Annotated in this window: 24 protein-coding genes; 10 read left to right on the top strand and 14 right to left on the bottom strand. The window is 66.5% G+C overall.

What is annotated here, in order from left to right; genetic code table 11:
• The 13 genes from Q9K01_RS10475 to Q9K01_RS10415 all read right to left on the bottom strand — a co-directional run bounded on the left by Q9K01_RS10475 (position 1) and on the right by Q9K01_RS10415 (position 6,428).
• Positions 1-1,833, bottom strand: a complete 1,833-nt coding sequence (locus Q9K01_RS10475; protein WP_305930198.1) for a sensor domain-containing diguanylate cyclase — start codon at positions 1,831-1,833, stop codon at positions 1-3.
• Positions 1,834-1,984: 151 nt separating this feature from the next.
• Entirely contained in the window at positions 1,985-2,332 is a 348-nt protein-coding gene (locus Q9K01_RS10470; protein WP_305930197.1) for a YbaN family protein, read from the bottom strand.
• A 1-nt stretch (position 2,333) separates the two neighbouring features.
• Positions 2,334-2,741, bottom strand: a complete 408-nt coding sequence (locus tag Q9K01_RS10465) for a SufE family protein (RefSeq protein WP_305930196.1) — start codon at positions 2,739-2,741, stop codon at positions 2,334-2,336.
• 38 nt (positions 2,742-2,779) lie between these two features.
• Positions 2,780-2,956: a hypothetical protein gene (locus Q9K01_RS10460; protein WP_305930195.1), complete on the bottom strand. Its 177-nt coding sequence runs from the start codon at positions 2,954-2,956 to the stop codon at positions 2,780-2,782.
• Entirely contained in the window at positions 2,953-3,189 is a 237-nt protein-coding gene (locus Q9K01_RS10455) for a hypothetical protein (protein WP_305930194.1), read from the bottom strand. Before Q9K01_RS10455 ends, Q9K01_RS10460 begins: the two co-directional genes overlap by 4 nt.
• 33 nt (positions 3,190-3,222) lie before the next feature.
• Complete coding sequence (locus Q9K01_RS10450) at positions 3,223-3,516, bottom strand: hypothetical protein (protein ID WP_305930193.1); 294 nt, start codon at positions 3,514-3,516, stop codon at positions 3,223-3,225.
• The gene (locus tag Q9K01_RS10445) at positions 3,513-3,872 is read right to left on the bottom strand and encodes a hypothetical protein (protein ID WP_305930192.1); all 360 of its coding nucleotides are present in this window, start codon (positions 3,870-3,872) and stop codon (positions 3,513-3,515) included. The genes Q9K01_RS10450 and Q9K01_RS10445 overlap by 4 nt, the downstream gene beginning before the upstream one ends.
• Positions 3,869-4,258: a hypothetical protein gene (locus Q9K01_RS10440; protein ID WP_305930191.1), complete on the bottom strand. Its 390-nt coding sequence runs from the start codon at positions 4,256-4,258 to the stop codon at positions 3,869-3,871. The genes Q9K01_RS10445 and Q9K01_RS10440 overlap by 4 nt, the downstream gene beginning before the upstream one ends.
• Positions 4,258-4,569, bottom strand: a complete 312-nt coding sequence (locus Q9K01_RS10435; RefSeq protein WP_305930190.1) for a hypothetical protein — start codon at positions 4,567-4,569, stop codon at positions 4,258-4,260. Before Q9K01_RS10435 ends, Q9K01_RS10440 begins: the two co-directional genes overlap by 1 nt.
• 40 nt (positions 4,570-4,609) lie before the next feature.
• Positions 4,610-4,996, bottom strand: a complete 387-nt coding sequence (pspC, locus tag Q9K01_RS10430) for an envelope stress response membrane protein PspC (protein WP_305930189.1) — start codon at positions 4,994-4,996, stop codon at positions 4,610-4,612.
• The gene (gene pspB / locus Q9K01_RS10425) at positions 4,993-5,289 is read right to left on the bottom strand and encodes an envelope stress response membrane protein PspB (protein ID WP_305930188.1); all 297 of its coding nucleotides are present in this window, start codon (positions 5,287-5,289) and stop codon (positions 4,993-4,995) included. Before pspB ends, pspC begins: the two co-directional genes overlap by 4 nt.
• 3 nt (positions 5,290-5,292) lie before the next feature.
• A complete protein-coding gene (gene pspA / locus Q9K01_RS10420) occupies positions 5,293-6,279 on the bottom strand; it encodes a phage shock protein PspA (RefSeq protein WP_305930187.1) in 987 nt (328 codons plus the stop codon).
• Complete coding sequence (locus tag Q9K01_RS10415) at positions 6,276-6,428, bottom strand: hypothetical protein (protein WP_305930186.1); 153 nt, start codon at positions 6,426-6,428, stop codon at positions 6,276-6,278. The genes pspA and Q9K01_RS10415 overlap by 4 nt, the downstream gene beginning before the upstream one ends.
• A gap of 171 nt (positions 6,429-6,599) precedes the next feature.
• On the opposite strand from Q9K01_RS10415, the gene pspF reads away from it, so the two are divergent.
• The 7 genes from pspF to rbfA all read left to right on the top strand — a co-directional run bounded on the left by pspF (position 6,600) and on the right by rbfA (position 14,315).
• Positions 6,600-7,622, top strand: a complete 1,023-nt coding sequence (gene pspF / locus Q9K01_RS10410; RefSeq protein WP_305930185.1) for a phage shock protein operon transcriptional activator — start codon at positions 6,600-6,602, stop codon at positions 7,620-7,622.
• Positions 7,623-7,781: 159 nt separating this feature from the next.
• A complete protein-coding gene (gene rimP, locus Q9K01_RS10405) occupies positions 7,782-8,348 on the top strand; it encodes a ribosome maturation protein RimP (protein ID WP_305930184.1) in 567 nt (188 codons plus the stop codon).
• Positions 8,348-10,054 carry a transcription termination factor NusA gene (gene nusA, locus Q9K01_RS10400; RefSeq protein ID WP_305930183.1) on the top strand — a complete coding sequence of 569 codons (1,707 nt, stop codon included), beginning with the start codon at positions 8,348-8,350 and terminating at the stop codon, positions 10,052-10,054. Before rimP ends, nusA begins: the two co-directional genes overlap by 1 nt.
• Positions 10,035-10,784, top strand: coding sequence for a DUF448 domain-containing protein (locus Q9K01_RS10395; RefSeq protein WP_305930182.1), 750 nt, complete (start codon positions 10,035-10,037; stop codon positions 10,782-10,784). The genes nusA and Q9K01_RS10395 overlap by 20 nt, the downstream gene beginning before the upstream one ends.
• A 16-nt stretch (positions 10,785-10,800) precedes the next feature.
• Complete coding sequence (infB, locus tag Q9K01_RS10390) at positions 10,801-13,344, top strand: translation initiation factor IF-2 (RefSeq protein ID WP_305930181.1); 2,544 nt, start codon at positions 10,801-10,803, stop codon at positions 13,342-13,344.
• 141 nt (positions 13,345-13,485) lie between these two features.
• The gene (locus tag Q9K01_RS10385; protein WP_305930180.1) at positions 13,486-13,905 is read left to right on the top strand and encodes a PaaI family thioesterase; all 420 of its coding nucleotides are present in this window, start codon (positions 13,486-13,488) and stop codon (positions 13,903-13,905) included.
• Positions 13,905-14,315: a 30S ribosome-binding factor RbfA gene (gene rbfA, locus Q9K01_RS10380; protein WP_305930179.1), complete on the top strand. Its 411-nt coding sequence runs from the start codon at positions 13,905-13,907 to the stop codon at positions 14,313-14,315. Before Q9K01_RS10385 ends, rbfA begins: the two co-directional genes overlap by 1 nt.
• A 1-nt stretch (position 14,316) precedes the next feature.
• Here rbfA and Q9K01_RS10375 read toward each other — a convergent pair whose 3' ends face one another.
• Positions 14,317-14,766 (bottom strand): DUF4126 family protein, encoded by a 450-nt coding sequence (locus Q9K01_RS10375; protein ID WP_305930178.1) that lies wholly within the window; start codon positions 14,764-14,766, stop codon positions 14,317-14,319.
• A gap of 123 nt (positions 14,767-14,889) precedes the next feature.
• Here Q9K01_RS10375 and Q9K01_RS10370 point away from each other — a divergent pair, with 123 nt between their 5' ends.
• The 3 genes from Q9K01_RS10370 to truB are packed head-to-tail and all read left to right on the top strand — an operon-like array spanning position 14,890 to position 17,207.
• Positions 14,890-15,465, top strand: a complete 576-nt coding sequence (locus Q9K01_RS10370) for a thymidine kinase (protein WP_305930177.1) — start codon at positions 14,890-14,892, stop codon at positions 15,463-15,465.
• 24 nt (positions 15,466-15,489) lie between these two features.
• On the top strand, positions 15,490-16,182 hold the full coding sequence (locus Q9K01_RS10365) for a site-2 protease family protein (protein WP_305930176.1): 693 nt from the start codon (positions 15,490-15,492) through the stop codon (positions 16,180-16,182).
• Entirely contained in the window at positions 16,179-17,207 is a 1,029-nt protein-coding gene (gene truB, locus Q9K01_RS10360) for a tRNA pseudouridine(55) synthase TruB (protein ID WP_305930175.1), read from the top strand. Before Q9K01_RS10365 ends, truB begins: the two co-directional genes overlap by 4 nt.
• Positions 17,208-17,212 lie beyond the last annotated feature (5 nt).

Below are 17,212 nucleotides of genomic sequence, written 5' to 3'. Positions count from 1 at the left end.
TCAGGCGGCCCGGTTGCTGCTGACCGGACGGCCGATCTTGGGCTGCGTCCGGGTCGCGGTGGCGACCCCGACCCGATTGCCGCCGCCCGATTTGGCGGCGTAGAGCGGACCATCGGCGGCCTGCAGGGCGAGCGAGGCGCTGCACGGCCTGTCGATCCGGGCGAGGCCGACGCTGGCGGTCAGCGAGAAGGTGGAATCATCGGGCGCGGGCAGATCCAGCGCGGCGACCGCGGCGCACAATTCCTCGCACAGAGCCACCGCCTCGGCGGGGTCGTGGTTTTCGGCGATCAGCGCGAATTCGTCGCCGCCCAGCCGGGCGAAAAAGCGCTCGGGCGCGCTCAGCCGGCCCATCGCCGCGGCGACCCGGCGCAGAGCCATATCGCCCGCGTCGTGGCCATGCGTGTCGTTGACGCATTTGAACCGGTCGAGATCGATGATGGCGAAGACGAACGGGCGATCCGCGGCGTAAGCCAGCTGGGCGTCGAGATGGCGGAGGAAAGCGCGGCGGTTGGGCAGGCCGGTGAGCGCGTCGGTATCGGCTTCCTGCAAGGCGCGCAGCTCGGCCTGTTTGCTGGCGGTGACATCGCGGATGGTGACGGCGTAGCCCGCGATCCGGCCCGCGGTTTTGGCCAGCGGAACGGCGCGTACCCGCGCCTCGAGCCAGATCTGCTCGTCGCCGCGCAGCACCGGGCGCTCGAGCACGCAGGTCCGCCCCGGTTCGTTGGCGGCGTGGCCGAGGACGCTGAGCACGAGCGCTTCGTCGAGCGGCTCGAAGAACGCGGTAAGGGGACGACCGATCAGCTCGTCCCTGCCGCTCAGCCGCTCGCTGGCGGGAGAGGCGAAACGCACCAGACCCGCGCTGTCGAGATTGAGCAGCGCATCGTCCGAATGGTCCGAAATAAGCCCCTTGAGTGCCCGTTGCTCCTCGAGCTCGTCGAACAGCAGCTGGCGTTGCTTGAGCGCCACCGAGACCGGCAGCGCGAGCAGCAGCAGCACCGCGAGGTAGAACTGCAGGAACAGGACCTTGTCGCCAAAGGCATTCAGGACCGGGAGCGAAAAGCCGGCACCGGTGGAGAGCGAACCGATGGCGATCACGGCGATGGTGATCAATCCGATCGACGCGCCGGTCCGACCCAGGCGGAACGCCGCGAACAGCAGCGGGACGATGGGCAGGAACAACAGCGGCAATTGGGCTTGCAGGAACACCAGCGCGGTAACCGCGCCGACGGTCAGCGCGTGAGCGGTCCCTTCGAGGATGAGCGGCAGGCCGACGGCTGCGGCGCCTTTCGGACGTGCGTGCGAGGCGGTCAGATAGACGATCGGGAAGCCGAGCAGCGTGCCCAGCGCATGGCTGGCGACCCAGTCGACGGCGTGGGGGAGCCAGCCGCCCGGCGTGACCAGCGCCACCATGAAAGCTCCCGGGATCGCCGCGAGCGCGGGTCCGACGATACCGCCCGCCACGATCAGGACGATCATTCCGTCGACGCTCTCGAGCCAGTCGCGCTGCGGTCGCAGCGCAAGCAGCAGGCGCGCGATCACGTAGCCTTCGAACACATTGGCCGCGGCCAGTTGCAGCGCCATGTGGGGGCCGAAACCGAACAGGCTGGTGGCTACCGCGCTGAGCGCTGCAAAGCACCAGATGACCGGCGTCCAGTGCGCTCTGGGGAGCGCAATCAGCGCGGTGACGAGGATTGCGGTGCCGAACCACACCAGAGCGAGCGCATCCCCGAACCGGGTCAGCGCGATGGTCAGCGACGTGACTGCGAAGAAGGCCAGCGCCAGCAGGGCGGTCTTTCTCCCGCCCGGGATGTGGCTTTCAATCCATCTCATCATGCCCGGACTAGCCACCATCGATTGAAAAACTGTTGCCGAGCCGCCGAAAAGTTGGGCCCTAGGCTCAACGCGGTCCGACCGGCAAGCGATTTGGAGTTCGCAAGAACCGCTGGCCCATGGGCGTCGGAGTGAGCCTGGAGGCCGCGATCCTTCATTCGTTGCGCGTGGCGATCCAGCTCCCGGCGATCACCAGGATCGCGATCGAGACGTAGTACCAGGGGGCGCCGAGCGTGAAATAGGTGAACACCGCTCCGGTCGCCATCGCGCCCACCGCCAGCGTCTTGGCGGAGCGGCTGATCGCCCGGCGTTCGCGCCAGTCGCGCACCTGCGGCCCCCAGTGCGGATGATCGAGGATGCGCTGTTCCCAGACGGGATTGCTGCGGGCGAAGAAATAGACCGCCAGCAGCAGGAAGGGCACCGTCGGCATCAGCGGCAGGACGGCGCCCGCGATCCCCAGCCCGAGGCTCAGCAGACCGGCGACGCGATAGAGCGCGCGCATCTCAGCCCGCGGCGATCCGGGCGGCGTGTTGCTGCACCAGCGCGATCATGTTGGGAACGCCCTGCGTGCGGTTGGAGGAAAGCTGGTTCCTGAGATCGAAGGGGTCGAGCGCGGCGGCGACATCCATCCGGGCGACCTCGGCGGCAGGCCGATCCTGCACCGCGGCGATCACCAGCGCGACGATGCCCTTGGTGATCGCGGCATTGCTGTCGGCGAGGAAATGGAGCTGGCCGGCCTGTTCGGTGGGATAGACCCACACCGATGCCGAGCAGCCCCGGACCAGCGTGGCATCGGTCTTGAGCGCCTCGGGCATGGGATCGAGTTCGCGGCCCAGCTCGATCAGCAGGCGATAGCGTTCGTCGCCCTCGAGGAAATGGTATTCTTCGGCGATGTCGTCGAGGTTTCTCATGGCGCTGCGTCTAGCGGCGGCGCAATGCTGCGTCCATCTCAGCCGGACAGGCCGCCGGGCCGGGTCAGCGCGTAATAGACAACGTAGAACCAGCCCAAAAGGCCCTGGATCGCAGCCCAGAGGATCGACTGGTGCAGGCTCCAGGAGATCGCGACCGCGATCGCGCTGCCCAGACCGATCCCGACCCTTGCGGCATCCTGCCGGGCTGTGCTCACAGATCCACCCCGCTGGCGATCGCCTCGAGCTTGCGGATGCGCTCCTTGAGATCGGAGATCTCGATCCGCGCGGCGCCCATCGGCGAGCCGGGCTCGCGCGGTTCGCTGCGGTGGCTGTCGAGTTCGCGCTGCTTGAGCGCCAGCCACCCCCGCCAGCCCAGCAACAGCGTGATGGCGACGATGCCCAAGCCGATCAGCGCGGCGGCAGCGATGACGAGTGATGGTTCGAACATTTCCCTCATGTCCTTCCTGGTACCCGGTGGTTGTTACTCGGCCTGCCTGTCGCGCAGGTCTTCGATTTCCTGGGCGATGCGGCGGCGCTCCTGCGCCTCCTGGCTGTTGGCGTCGGTTGCGATGCGTTCGAGCACCTTGATGCGGTCGTTCAAGCGTTCGATTTCACGGCGGGTCTCGTCGCCTTCGGGATCGGCTTTCGAGGGCGCGAATACCGGATTGCCATCCTCGTCGCGCGTTACGCCCAGATCGCGATCGTGGCGACGGGTATAGATCTGGACGATGCCCCAGATCAGGACGATGATGACGGCGGCGGTCCAGAAACTCATTGCGTGGTCCCCTTTTCGCGCTTCGCGCCGCCGTGGTCGCGCAGCCGGTCGATCTCGCCGGTCAGATGATAGCCGCTGTCGGTGACGATGCGTTCCACATTGACCAGCCGGTCCTTCATCGAGCCCAGTTCGGCGCGCAGTTCGGCGTTTTCCTGCGTCAGCAACCTGACGCGCTCGGCAGTCTGCCCGTCGGTGGAGGGCTTGAGCGACTGCCCCCACATTCCCTCCAGCGGGTAGCCGTGCTTGATCTTGAGACGGGTGGTGTGGATCCAGCCTAGGGTCCCCAATGCACCCAGCGCCAGCGCGGAGCCGATGATCCAGGGAAGGTGCGGGACGATTTCTGCGGCTTCGTTCATCGGGCCTGCTCCCTTTGCGTGACGGCCAGCGGGGTGCCGCCATCGCTATAGGTGTCCGTGCGGTCGGCGGGCGAAGCGAGCGCGGGTCCGCGGTCGCGCAGCGCCTCGATCTCGTCCGCGAGCGAATAGCCCTTGTCGGTCACGATCCGTTCGAGCACCTGCATCCGCTGGTCGACCTTGCCCAGCAGCGTACGCAACTCGGCGTTTTCGGCGCGCAATTGCTCGGTCTCTACGCTGTCGGCGGGGTTGGCGCTGCGCTCGGTCTTGCCGCCCCATTCGTCCTCGAGGGCGTAGCCGTGCTTGGCGCGGATCCAATTGTTGATCAGCCAGGCCAGCGTGCTGAAGGCGATGATCGCAAGGATGAAGACGGGTCCCTCGAATTCCATTACGCCACTCCTCGCTGCTTGGTTTCGAGCGAGACGCCCGCTTCGGTCTCGTCCACCCGGCGCTGGTCACGCAGCGCATCGATCTGGGTCGCGATGTCGTAGCCCTTCTCGGTGACGATGCGTTCGAGAACCCGGACCCGGTCTTCGAGCTGCTGGACCTGCGAGGCGTATTGCGCGGCGCGTTCGGCGGTGTTGCTGACGGTCGCGTCGACCTGCATCTCGATGATCTTCTGGCGGTGCTTGGTCCAGATCGCGACGATCGGTATCGACAGCGCCAGGATCGGGATCAGCAGTGCGATTACGCCTTCCATTGGAATTCCCCCGTGATTGTGTTGTTGTTTTTGAAGCCGCTCAGCGTAGCCGCTCGATCTCGGCGTGGAGGCGCGGGTTCGAACTGACGTAGAAGGTCTCGACCTCGGCCAGCCGGCGATCGACATCCTTCATCTTCGAGCGGATCTGGCGTGCGGTGCGCTTGGGGTTCTGGCGCACGCCCTGCCAGTATTTCTGCTCTTCGGGCTTCTCGCGGTAGAGATATTCGGGCTTCTTGTTGAGCAGCAGCCCGGCGAGGAAGTAGAGCGGCAGGACGACGGGGCTGAGGACGCCCGAGAGCACCGCGATCAGGAAGCCGAGCCGGATCCAGAGCGGGTTGACCCCGGTGTAGTCGGCGATCCCGGCGCAGACGCCCATCAGTTTGGCGTTCTGCTTGTCGCGGTAAAGCGTGGTGCGGGGGCTGTTCATTTGCTCGCTCCTTTCTTCTCGGCAATGAGTTCTTCCAGTTCGCGCAGCTGCTGGTTGTCGACCTCGGAATCATGCACCAGCCGCGCGGGCTTGAAGCCGGGATTGTCCGAGGCGACCAGCCGCTCGACCGTGTCCATCCGCTCGTCGAGGCGCTTGGCGAGGCTGTAAAGCTCTTCGAGCAGCGCCTCGTCGTCGGTGGTGATCGAGGCGGAGGTCTTCCACTTGGTCACATAGTGGAGGATGATCCACGGGAGAAAAACGAAGATTGCCGCGATTGCGAGTACTTCTTCCATGGCTCAGTTCCCCTGTTTGGTGTCGCCGCTCTTGCCGAGCGCGCGCTTCATCTGTTCGAGCTCGTCGTCGATCGCATCGGCGCCCTCGAGCGCGGAGATCTCGTCGGCGAGGGTGGCCTTGTTGCCGCCTTCGGCGAGCGACAGCGATTCCGCGCGGCCCTCGGCGTAATCGACCCGGCGTTCGAGCTGGTCGAAGCGCGCCAGCGCGTCGTCTGTGCGTTCCGAGCTCATCAGCGTGCGCAGCTTGACCCGGTTCTCGGCGCTTTCCAATCGTGCGGCGATCGCGGTCTGGCGGCTGCGCGCCTCGCGCAACCGGTTCTGCAGCTTCTGGATGTCCTGCTCATAGGCGCGCAGCGCATCGTCGAGCACCGCGATCTCCTGTTTGAGCTGGTCGGAAATATCGGCTGCCTTCTTCTTCTCGACCAAAGCGGCGCGGGCCAGATCCTCGCGCTCCTTCGACAGCGCGAGCTGGGCCTTGTCGGCCCAATCGTCCTGCAACCGGTCGAGTTGGACGGTCTTGCGGTGCATTTCCTTCTGGTCGGCAATGGTGCGCGCGGCGCTGGCGCGGACCTCGACCAGCGTTTCCTCCATCTCGAGGATGATCATGCGGATCATCTTGGTGGGATCGTCCGCCTTGTCGAGCATGTCGTTGAAATTGGCGGCGACGATGTCGCGGGTGCGGCTGAAAATACCCATCAAAGGTGCTCCGTTGGAGAAAAACTCGGTGATCTTGTCGGCGGCTTCCCAGGGGTCGCCCTTGGTGCTGCCGCGCCGGGCGCCGGTGCGCTGGCCCTCGCGCTCGCCCTGGTGGGACGCCTGCGCCGCGCGGGGGGACCGGCGCAGGCGCTCGACCTCCTCCTCGATCCGCGACGGACGCGGCTCGCGGTCGGTACCGGGGCGGGCCGAAGCCTCTTGCGCGCCGTTTTCGGAGCGGTCGGGACTGTCGGGAGAGCGAGGCTCTGGCCCTAGGGGGTTGGTCGGCTTGCTCACGCCAGTTCCACCTGCGGGTGGATGGCGAGCGTGGGGAGGGGCTCGGTGACCGCGATCTGGCTGCTGAAGCCGACGAAGATCACCATCGCGCCGATGCTTACCAGAGCGGCGCGTCCCAGGCGGGTGGCGAAGAAGCGGCGATCGTACATTTTGGGGTTCCTCCCGTGAGATGGGCCGTTTGACTGGCTGTGTTGCGAGGTATTCTGCAAGCGGTGTGCCAAACCGCGAGACTGGCGGATTTGCGCAGGGTTCGGAGAGCGCGGCACGGACGAGTATGGTGCCTATTGCCAATCCTTGGGGAAATTCGCTATATCTTGGCTATGGAGCGGGAAAATCAGTTCGTCGGTCAGTCCGGCGCCTTCCTCGACGCGGTGGAGCGCACCAGCCGCGCCGCGCCGATGCGGCGCCCGGTGCTGATCGTCGGCGAGCGGGGAACGGGCAAGGAGCTGATCGCCGAACGGCTCCATCGTCTCTCTACCCGCTGGGACGAGCCGCTGGTGATCATGAACTGCGCGGCTTTGCCCGAAACGCTGATCGAAGCGGAGCTGTTCGGCCACGAGGCGGGCGCCTTCACCGGCGCCACTAAGCACCGCGTCGGGCGGTTCGAGGAGGCCGACAAGGGCACCTTGTTCCTCGACGAACTGGGCACGCTTTCGATGGGGGCGCAGGAGCGATTGCTGCGCGCGGTCGAATATGGCGAGGTGACGCGGATCGGCTCGAGCCGACCCGTACGGATCGATGTCCGGATCGTCGGCGCCACCAATGAGGATCTGCAGGCCAAGGCCGAGCGCGGCGAGTTCCGGCCCGATCTGCTCGACCGGCTGAGTTTCGAGGTCATCACCCTGCCGCCGCTGCGTGTGCGCGAGGGCGATATCCAGGTGCTGAGCGATTATTTCGGACGCCGGATGGCCGCCGAGATCGGCTGGGAAGGCTGGCCCGGCTTCGCCCCGCATGTCGCCGAGCAGCTCGAGAACCATCCCTGGCCGGGCAATGTCCGCGAATTGCGCAATGTGATCGAGCGCGCGGTCTATCGCTGGGACGACTGGAACGCGCCCATTGCCCATGCGGTGTTCGATCCCTTCGATAGCCCGTGGAAGCCGGCGACCCCCAGCCATGCGCGGCCACAGCCGGAGGAGAGCGCAGGAGGCCCTGGTCCCGCGGTTGCCGATCTCGATTCGGTCGACGATCTGCGCGCCGCGGTGGACGAGCACGAGAAGCGCATTCTCGAACACGCGCTGGGCCGGAACCGCTGGAACCAGCGCCAGACCGCCAAGGCGCTGGGGTTGAGCTACGATCAGCTGCGCCACGCGATCAAGAAGCACGGCCTCGCCGACGACGGCTGATCGCTCTTGCAATGTCGCACCTTTGCGCCTAGCTGACCCTCAATCCCGATACTGTTGCGACATTGAGGGGCTGGCGCCGCAAGGGGCCGGCGCGAAACCTCGTTGACGCATCATGGTGGTATCGCCGGAACGCACGAGAAACGCACACACGGAGACCGAATGGCCGACATCGAGCGCCTGATACAAGTGATCGAACCCGAAGCGCAGGCGCTGGGCTTCGAGCTCGTGCGGGTGAAGATGATCGCCTCGGAAGCCGGCGACGGCGGGCAGGCGCTGCAGATCATGGCCGAGGACCCGGCGACGGGCCAGCTGGTGATCGAGCAATGCGCCGCGCTCAGCCGCCGGGTTTCGGAACGGCTCGATGCGCTCGAGGAAGAAGGCACCGTGCTGGTGCCGGGCGCCTATCACCTCGAGGTCTCGAGCCCGGGGATCGACCGGCCGCTCACCCGCGCACAGGATTTCGCCAGCTGGGCGGGGCACGAGGCCAAGATCGCGCTGACCGAGAAGGTCCAGGGCCACCGCAATCTGCGCGGGCCCCTTGTGGGGATCGAAGGCGAATTGGTCACCGTGGACGACAACCGTGCCGGCGAGGTTTCCTTCCCGCGCAACCTTATCCATTCCGCGAAGCTCGTCCTGACGGATGCGCTCATCGCCGCGACTCAACCGCTCGACACCCAGGGTGTCGAGGACGTAATCGAAACCGAAGAAGAAGAGAGTAACAGCTGATGGCCAGTGCCATGTCTGCCAACAAGGCCGAACTCCTCGCGATCGCCAATTCGGTCGCTTCCGAGAAGATGATCGACAAGGAAATCGTCATCGAGGCGATGGAAGAGGCGATCCAGAAGAGCGCGCGCAACCGCTATGGCGCGGAAAACGACATTCGCGCCAAGCTCGACCCGGTGACCGGCGATCTGCGCCTGTGGCGCGTCGTCGAGGTGGTCGAGGAGGTCGAGGACTATTTCAAGCAGGTCGATCTCGCTGCCGCGCAGAAACTCCAGGCCGATGCCAAGGTCGGCGATTTCATCGTCGATCCGCTGCCCGCGATCGATCTGGGCCGCATCGACGCGCAGAGCGCCAAGCAGGTGATCTTCCAGAAGGTCCGCGACGCCGAGCGCGAGCGCCAGTTCGAGGAGTTCAAGGACCGCGCCGGCGAAGTGATCACCGGGGTGATCAAATCGGTCGAGTTCGGCCATGTGATCGTCAATATGGGCCGCGCCGAGGGCGTCATCCGCCGCGACCAGCAGATCCCGCGCGAAGCTGCCCGGGTGGGCGAGCGCATCCGGGCGATCATCAGCAAGGTGGAGCGCAACAATCGCGGTCCGCAGATCTTCCTGTCGCGCGCGCATCCCGATTTCATGCGCAAGCTGTTCGCGCAGGAAGTGCCCGAGATCTACGACGGCATCATCGAGATCAAGGCCGCCGCCCGCGATCCCGGCAGCCGCGCCAAGATCGGCGTCATCAGCCACGACAGCTCGATCGATCCGGTCGGCGCCTGCGTCGGCATGAAGGGCAGCCGCGTCCAAGCGGTGGTCCAGGAACTGCAGGGCGAAAAGATCGACATCATCCCCTGGAGCGAGGATCAGGCGACCTTCATCGTCAACGCGCTCCAGCCCGCCACCGTCAGCCGCGTCGTTCTCGACGAGGAAGAGGGCCGGATCGAAGTGGTGGTGCCCGACGACCAGCTCAGCCTGGCGATCGGTCGCCGCGGCCAGAACGTGCGGCTCGCGAGCCAGCTGACCGCCAATCAGATCGACATCATGACCGAGGAGGAAGCGAGCGAGAAGCGGCAGAAGGAATTCGCCGAACGCTCCAAGACCTTCGAGGAAGAGCTCGACGTCGACGAGACGCTGTCGCAGCTGCTGGTCGCCGAAGGCTTCGCCGAGCTCGAGGAAGTCGCCTATGTCCAGCTCGACGAGCTGGCGGCGATCGAAGGCTTCGACGAGGAGCTGGCCGAGGAACTCCAGAGCCGCGCGCTCGAGGCGATCGAGCGGCAGGAAGCCGCCTATCGCGAAGAGCGCAAGGAGCTGGGCGTCGAGGATGCGCTGGCCGAGATCCCGCATCTCACCGAGCAGATGCTGGTGGTCCTGGGCAAGGCCGGGATCAAGGAACTCGACGATCTCGCCGATCTCGCGACCGACGAACTGATCGCCAAGAAGCGCGAGGCGCCGCGGCGTCGCGCCAACCCGGATGCCGCCGCAGCCGGTCCGCCGATGCGGCGTCCGCCGCAGCGCGAGCAGGACAAGGGCGGCGTGCTGGGCGAGTTCGGCCTGAGCGAAGAACAGGGCAATGAGATCATCATGGCTGCCCGCGCGCACTGGTTCGAGGACGAGACGCCTGCTGCGGCTCCTGCCGAAGCGGATATCGCCGCAGCTGGCGAGCCTGAAGTCGGGCCCGACACTCAGGAGGCCGCCGATGCGGACTCCACCCAATGAGCGCCTGACGCCCGACATCGCCGAAGCCTCGCGGCCCCGTAGAGCGGAGCCCGAGGAGCGCTGCCCGGAGCGCCGCTGCATCCTCAGCGGCGAGACCGGGCCGCGCGAAGGCCTGATCCGGCTGGCGGTTTCGCCCGACGGGCTGGTGCTGCCCGACGTCCAGGCCAAGGCGCCGGGCCGGGGTGCCTGGATCGGCGTCAGCCGCGGCGAACTGACCGAGGCGCTCGCCAAGGGCCGGCTGAAGGGAGCGCTGTCGCGCGCCTTCAAGACCGGGGCGCTCGAGATTCCGGCGGATCTGCCCGAGAAGGTCGAGGATGCGCTGAGAAAAGCGCTGCTCGACCGGCTGGGGTTGGAAATGCGCACCGGTGCGCTCATATTGGGCACCCACCGCATTGCCGAAACGGCGCGCGGAGGCGCGGTTTCGCTGCTGCTTCACGCCAGCGATGCCAGCGAGGACGGGAGCCGCAAGCTCGACCAGGCGTGGCGCGTCGGCTCCGATCGCGAGGGCTCCGGCCTGCGCGGAACGGTCTTGCCACTGGACCGCGCGGCGCTGTCTGTGGCATTGGGCCGCCTGAACGTCGTCCATCTGGGGCTTGCCGACGATGGAGCGGCCGGGCGAGTCTCGGGGCTTCTGCAGCGATTGTTGCATTTTACCGGCGGCAGCCAAGCCGCCTCCACCGACGACGTGCCTGCTTCCGCAGAGCGCCGGATCGACGATACGAATACCTGAAGGACAGTTGAGCTAGATGAGCGACGAAGACCAGAAGCCTGCCCGCAAACCCCTCGGCCTGAAACGGTCGGTCGATGCCGGCGAGGTCAAGCAGACCTTCAGCCATGGCCGCACCAACAAGGTGGCGGTCGAGGTCAAGCGGCGCCGCAAGCTCGTGAAGCCGGGCGAGGCGCCGCCGCCTCCGCCCCCGCCGCCTCCCGCGCCGCCGCCCCCGCCGCCGCCGGCTCCCGCGCCGACCGCCAAGGCAGCTCCGGTCAAGAAGGACCTTTCCGGCGAAACGCCGCAGGAGCGCGTCGCGCGTCTCCAGCGCGAAGCCGAGGAAGCACGCCTGCTGCAGGGCCAGGAAGCGCGCAAGCGCGAGGAAGAGGCTGCCCGGCAGGCCGCCGAGGACGAGAAGAAGCGCGCCGAAGAAAACCGCAAGGCCGAGGCCGAAGCCGCCGCAGAGCCCGAAGCAGAGCCCGAGGCCAAGGCCAAGGCTGCTGCGGAGCCGAGTGCTGCCGAAGCCGCTGCCGAAGCCGGCTCCGAAGCGGCCGCCGCCGAGCCTGAATCCGCAACGGAAGGCGCAACCGCGCCCGCGCCGCGCCGCTTCACCCCGGTCGCGCGCCCCGAGATCAAGCGCCCCGAAAAGAAGAAGAAGGAAGAGAAGCCGGTCCGCGAGGAGCCAGACAAGCGGCGGGGCGGCAAGCTTACCGTCAACCGTGCGCTCAACGAGGACGAGGGCCGTCGCGCCCGTTCGCTCGCCGCGCTCAAGCGCGCCCGCGAGAAAGAACGCCGGACGCATGGCGGACCGTCCACGCCGCGCGAGAAGCAGGCTCGCGACGTCGTCGTCCCCGAGGCGATCACGGTGCAGGAACTCGCCAACCGGATGGCCGAAAAGGGTGCGGATCTGGTCAAGGAGTTGTTCAATCTCGGGATGATGGTCACGGTCAACCAGACCATCGACCAGGACACCGCCGAACTTCTCGTCGAGCAGTTCGGGCATCGCATTCAGCGCGTCTCGGAATCCGACGTCGACATCAAGGTCGAGGAAGATCTCGATCCCGAGGAAACGCTGCGTCCGCGCCCGCCGGTGGTCACCATCATGGGCCATGTCGATCACGGCAAGACCAGCCTGCTCGACGCGCTGCGCGGCACCAATGTGACCAAGGGCGAGGCCGGTGGCATCACCCAGCACATCGGCAGCTATCAGGTGAAGACGAAGAACGGCGACATGGTCACCTTCCTCGACACTCCGGGTCACGCCGCCTTCACCGAAATGCGCCAGCGCGGCGCCAATGTCACCGATCTGGTGGTGCTGGTCGTCGCCGCCGACGACGGCATCATGCCGCAGACGATCGAGGCGATCCGTCACACCAAGGCGGCGGGCGTCCCGATGATCGTGGCGATCAACAAGATGGACAAGCCCGAAGCCGATCCCGACAAGATCCGCACCCGCCTGCTCGAGCACGAGGTCATCGTCGAGAAGATGTCGGGCGACGTGCAGGACGTGGAAATCTCGGCGCTCAAGAAGCAGGGCCTCGACGAATTGCTCGATGCGATCGCGTTGCAGGCCGAACTGCTCGAGCTCAAGGCGCGTCCGGATCGTCCGGCGGAAGCCACCGTCATCGAAGCCCAGCTCGACAAGGGCCGCGGTCCTGTTGCGACGGTGCTGGTGACGCGCGGCACGCTCAAGCGCGGCGATTCCTTCGTGGTCGGCACCCAGAGCGGGCGCGTCCGCGCGGTGGTCGATTTCCTCGGCAAGCAGATCAAGGAAGCCGGACCCTCCATGCCGGTCGAGGTCCTCGGTCTGGGCGGCGTTCCCAAGGCGGGCGACCAGCTTACCGTGGTCGAGAACGAGCAGCGCGCTCGCGAAGTGGCCGAATACCGTCAGGAAAAGGCCACGGAGAGCCGCACCGCGCTCGCCCCCACCAGCTTCGACACCATGTTCACCAACCTCCAGTCGAACGTCATCGAATGGCCGGTCGTGGTGAAGGCGGATGTCCAGGGTTCGGTCGAGGCGATCAACACCGCGCTGCACAATCTATCGAACGACGAGATCAAGGTCCGCGTGCTGCATGCCGGTGCCGGCGCGATCACGGAGAGCGATGTCAGCCTTGCTGCGGCGTCCAATGCGCCGATCATCGGCTTCAACGTGCGCCCCAACGCCAAGGCGCGCCAGTTGATCGCTCGCGACAAGGTCCGGATGATGTATTACGACGTCATCTATCACGTGACCGAGGAGGTCGCGAAGGAGATGGCGGGCGAGCTGGGTCCGGAGCGGATCGAGACCGTCGTCGGTCGGGCCCACGTCAAGGAAGTGTTCCGCTCGGGCAAGAAGGACAAGGCGGCCGGCCTGCTGGTCGAGGAAGGCGTCATCCGCAAGGGTCTGTTCGCGCGTCTCACCCGCGAGGACGTCATCGTCTCGGCCACCACCATCGCGTCGCTGCGGCGCTTCAAGGACGATGTGGACGAGGTCCGCACCGGTCTCGAATGCGGCGTGGTCCTGGAGGACACCAACGACATCAAGCCGGGCGACCAGCTCGAAGTCTTCGAGGTCGAGCTGCGCGAACGCACGCTCTAGCGGGAATCGGTATTGCGTTACCGCCCCAGCCGCAGGTTCCGGTTTCTCGGCCTCGCTGGGGCGGTGATCGCCGTCCTTCTAGGTTTGATCTATTTTGCCGGAGACCTGCTGTTCGTGGTCTCGGGACCATGAGGGTCGAAGATGAATAAGGCCGAACGCCCGCACAATCTGGACGCCGCCCATGCCGATCTCATGGGTGTCGAGTTCGACAGTTTCGACGCGGCGCGTGAGGAGATCACCTTGCGCTTTACCGCGCCTGCGAGCTTCATCACTCCGCGCGGCAGCGTGCAGGGCGGGCTGGTCGCGGGGTTCCTCGACGAGGCGATGGGCTGGGCGCATGTCTGGGCAACCGATCATGCCGAAGCGCCGCTCAATCTGGAAATCAGCATGAGCCTGCTCAGGCCAGTCCCACCGGGTCCGCTGATCGGCAAGGGCAGGGTAGTGCGGCGCGGACGCCGGGTCATCTTCCTCGAGGGCCAGTTGCTTTCCGAAGAGGGCACGGTGCTCGCCAGCGCGACCAGCACCGCCATTCCCACCCCCCGTCCGCAGGGAGACGCCTGATGGCCCGCAACCCCGCCACTCCCGAACAGCAATCGGTCCGCGTGCTCAAGGTCGGCGAGCGGGTGCGCCATATCCTGTCCGAACTGCTCGCGCGCGGCGAGGCGCATGACGACGTGCTCAGCGCCACCACGATCTCGGTCACCGAGGTGCGGATGTCGCCCGATCTGCGCAACGCCAAGGCTTATGTGAAGCCGCTGCTGGGCGAAGAGGAGACGGTGGTGCTCAAGGCATTGCGCACCAACACCGCCTTCTTCCAGCGCGAGGTCGCCAAACGGCTGGGGCTGAAATTCGCGCCCAAGCTGAGCTTCCGCGCCGACGAGAGCTTCGACGAGGCCAGCCGGATCGAGCAATTGCTCAACGACCCGAAGGTCGCGCGCGATCTCAACGACGAGTCCGGCGACGCGAACTGAGTCAGCGCGGGGCGAGCGCGATGCTCAGACCGCTGCCGAGCACGACCGCGTCCTCGACCGCCCCGGTCGCGGTTTGGCCATAGCGCTCCATCGCCGCGCAGCGCAGCCGCCACCCGACATAGGACGCGCCGAGCGCCACAGCGACTCCGAGGATCGCACCCGCCGTCCGCTCGCCGCCCGGCGCCAGCGCCGCCCCGGCATAGGCCGAGGTCAGAGCGCGCGCGACGAGCCCCAGCGGCTCGATCCGGTCGGGCGCGGATTTCATCTTGTCGCCCGCCATCTCGGCCGCTGCCAGCGCGACGGTGCCGCCGGCGATTGCCGGATGCGAGATCAGCCGTTCGAGCGGCGCGCCGGGGGGCAGATTGCCTCGCCGCGCCGCTGCGGCAACGGCGGCCAGCGGGGTCATGCCGCGTTGGCCCGCGACGAGGCCCATGAGGAGCGAACGGATCATGCTTGGAGTCCTTCCTGACGTTTAGTGGGACAACGCATCGCGTGGCGATCTTATCCGCAGACAAGCTGCGACCAGGATGGCATCGGGGGTGGCTTCGGCGCCGGCTATCGGTCACGTTGAGGCATGGCCAAGCTCTATTTCTACTATGCCAGCATGAATGCGGGGAAGAGCTCCACGCTGCTGCAGGCCGATTTCAACTATCGCGAGCGCGGCATGCGGACGATGCTGTGGACCGCTGCGCTCGATACCCGCTCGGAAGGTATGATCCGCAGCCGGATCGGGCTCGAGACCGAAGCGCACCGATTCGGGGGCGGCACCGATCTGTGGCGTTCGGTGATGGAGGTTCATGCCGCGACCCCGATCGATTGCGTAATGGTGGACGAGGCGCAATTCCTCACCGGCAAGCAGGTCTGGCAATTGGCGAAGCTGACCGACGAGGGAGGGGTCCCGGTGGTGTGCTACGGCTTGCGGACCGATTTTCGCGGCGAATTGTTCGAAGGCTCTGCCGCATTGCTCGGGATTGCCGACAAGCTCGTCGAGCTCAAGGGCGTGTGCCATTGCGGACGCAAGGCGACGATGAATTTGCGCGTGGACGAGCACGGAGAGGCGGTGGCCGAGGGCGCGCAGACCGAGATCGGCGGGAACGATCGCTATCTCGCGCTGTGCCGCCGCCATTTCAGCGAGGCGCTGGCGGGCTGAGCGCCGACGCCCTATCTAACCACAATGCTCGAAACTCTCATTCTCGCGGCGATCCTGATCCCGTGCCTGATCGTCGCGATCGTTTTTCATGAAGTCGCCCATGGCTGGGTGGCGCTGATGCTGGGCGATCCGACCGCGCGGGAACAGCGCCGCCTCAGCCTCAACCCGATCCGCCATGTCGATCCGGTCGGCACGCTGCTGGTGCCGGGCGCGCTGGCGCTGTTCGGCGGTCCGATCTTCGGCTGGGCCAAGCCGGTCCCGGTGCGGCAGGACCGGCTCGACAACCCGCGCTACGGGATGATGGCGGTGGCTGCGGCGGGTCCGGGGACCAATCTGCTCCTGGCGCTGCTGGGCGCGATTCTGGCGGGGGTGGTGATGGGCGTGAGCCATGCTGCCGGCATCGAGCCCAACCCGTGGTTCTTCGCCGGCTTCACCTATTTCATCCTCATCAACATCTTCCTGGCGTTGTTCAACCTGCTGCCGATTCCGCCCTTCGACGGTTCGCACATCGTCGGCGGGCTGCTGCCGCTGCGCTATCAGCGCCAGTGGCAGCGGCTGCAGGCGCTGGGGATGGTGTTCATCGTCGTGCTGATCGCGGCCAGCTGGGCCTTTCCCGATAGCGGCGTGGTCGAGAACGTGGTCCTTCCGCCGGTGCTGTGGGTGCAGGAGATCTATTTCGACATCGCCGGCTGGATCGCCCGCGGGATTGCGGAATGACCGCCCCACCGAATTCCGGCGTTAAGCCGCACGGCTGGCTGGTGCTCGACAAGCCGCGCGGGCTGGGCTCGACACAGGCTGTCGGCGCGGTCAAGCGCGTGCTGCGCGAGGCGGGTTACGCCAAGACCAAGGTCGGCCATGGCGGCACGCTCGATCCACTGGCCGAGGGGGTGCTGCCGATCGCATTGGGCGAGGCGACCAAGCTGGCGGGGCGGATGCTCGATGCCAGCAAGGTCTATGAGTTCACCATCCAGTTCGGCGAGGAGACCGATACGCTCGACACCGAGGGCGAGGTCGTCGAACGCTCCGAGCATCGCCCGCCGATGCTTGCGATCGCCGGGGTGCTGGAGCACTTCACCGGCGCGATCGAGCAACTGCCGCCCGCCTATTCGGCGCTCAAGATCGACGGCAAGCGCGCCTATGATCGCGCCCGCGCCGGCGAAGAGGTCGAGATGAAGCCGCGGCAGGTGACGATCCATGAATTGTCGCTGTTGCGCGATGCCGACAGCGACAAGCGAGAGCGCGCGCCGATCGATCTCGGCAGCACCTTCGCCACCACTTCGGGCCGTCCCGACCCTTACGATCCGGGTGCCCCGCTGGAGCTGGCGGACAGCGTCACGCTGGTCGCGCATGTCAGCAAGGGCACTTACATCCGGTCGTTGGCACGGGATATCGCACGCGCGCTTGGCACGGTGGGGCACGTCACCTATCTCAGGCGCAGCAAGGCGGGCCCGTTCCGCGAGGAACAGGCGATTTCGCTGGACTCCCTGAACGAAATCGGCAAGGGCGCGCCACTTCACCAATCGCTTCTGCCGCTGGAGGCGGGGCTGGACGACATCCCGGCCCTTTCCCTCGACCCCGATAGCGCGCAGGCGGTCCGCCAGGGCCGGGTGATTTCGGGAATGCCCCAGACCGACGGGCTCTATTTTGCGAAACTGGAGGATGTTCCGGTCGCGCTGATCGAGATCGTCGGAGGGACGGCCAAGGTCGTCCGGGGTTTCAACACATCCGATGTCGCGGAGTAGAATGC

The sequence above is a fragment of the Qipengyuania benthica genome (assembly GCF_030717865.1).
In the GTDB taxonomy this organism is placed as follows: Bacteria; Pseudomonadota; Alphaproteobacteria; order Sphingomonadales; family Sphingomonadaceae; genus Qipengyuania; species Qipengyuania benthica.
Note: the sequence above shows the minus strand (reverse complement) of the source record. Positions and strands in the feature narration are given on the sequence as shown.